Annotated in this window: 2 protein-coding genes; both read right to left on the bottom strand. The window is 50.1% G+C overall.

Going from position 1 to position 693, the window contains the following annotated elements; all coding sequences use genetic code 11:
* Window positions 1-200: 200 nt before the first annotated feature.
* Window positions 201-362: a YnfU family zinc-binding protein gene (locus tag AC3Y5R_RS24195; RefSeq protein WP_489923421.1), complete on the bottom strand. Its 162-nt coding sequence runs from the start codon at window positions 360-362 to the stop codon at window positions 201-203.
* Window positions 363-445: 83 nt separating this feature from the next.
* Window positions 446-658 carry an Rz1-like lysis system protein LysC gene (gene lysC, locus AC3Y5R_RS24190; protein WP_489923422.1) on the bottom strand — a complete coding sequence of 71 codons (213 nt, stop codon included), beginning with the start codon at window positions 656-658 and terminating at the stop codon, window positions 446-448.
* Window positions 659-693: the final 35 nt, after the last annotated feature.

The following is a 693-nucleotide window of genomic DNA, read 5'->3' as shown; positions in this document are numbered from 1 at the left end:
CTCTTTTACCATGTGCTGACCGTAACCAGCGTTGTACCTCTGCGGCTTTTGATCCACCCGATCAGCGGCGGCTGTAACGTTACGCCGGTTATATGCAAACCTTGTTGGTCGCCACCGATAATGGAGCTGGTCGGGGTGATTATCATGTTGGCTCCAATAAAAAACCGCCCGTAGGCGGTTGTTTGTGCATGCAGCGTTTGCTAATGGTGTATGACAAAGAGTGACTTACAGTGAGGACAAATCAATACTTGCCCCTGGGAGACCTTGGTCATTGATTGCCTGGATGTTTTTTCACATATGGGGCATGAAACTTCAGAAGTTATTTTTTTTATTCGCTCCATTACATCACTAAAATAGGACATGGCGCTTTACCTTTCCGAGGAATGGAACTCATCATACCACATGTGGTTACTTTTTACTCTTAAGCTTTCCTTGCCCCGTAACCTTACCAGCTTCGCGTTTTGTCATTGCGCGATGCCTCTATCTTGCGGATGCCTGCGCGGTCGATGTTGCATTGCCCCAGCAGGCCATATAGCTCAGCGTTCAACTGGACGCTGTTTCCAAACGTCATCACATCTGGCACCGCTGGAACGTCAATTTGGCTTGTCAGCTCCGATGGCAGGCTTACCGCTGGCTGCTTTACCGTCCGGTACTCCACTGGCGGCTTTTGCTGCGTCGCGCAGCCGGTCAACA

This window comes from Erwinia sp. 009765445 (genome assembly GCF_058137865.1).
Note: the sequence above shows the minus strand (reverse complement) of the source record. Positions and strands in the feature narration are given on the sequence as shown.

What these genes read in the sequence shown, in the direction of transcription:
- AC3Y5R_RS24195 (WP_489923421.1), bottom strand. Translation starts at nt 362, where the DNA reads ATGTCCTATTTTAGTGATGTAATGGAGCGAATAAAAAAAATAACTTCT.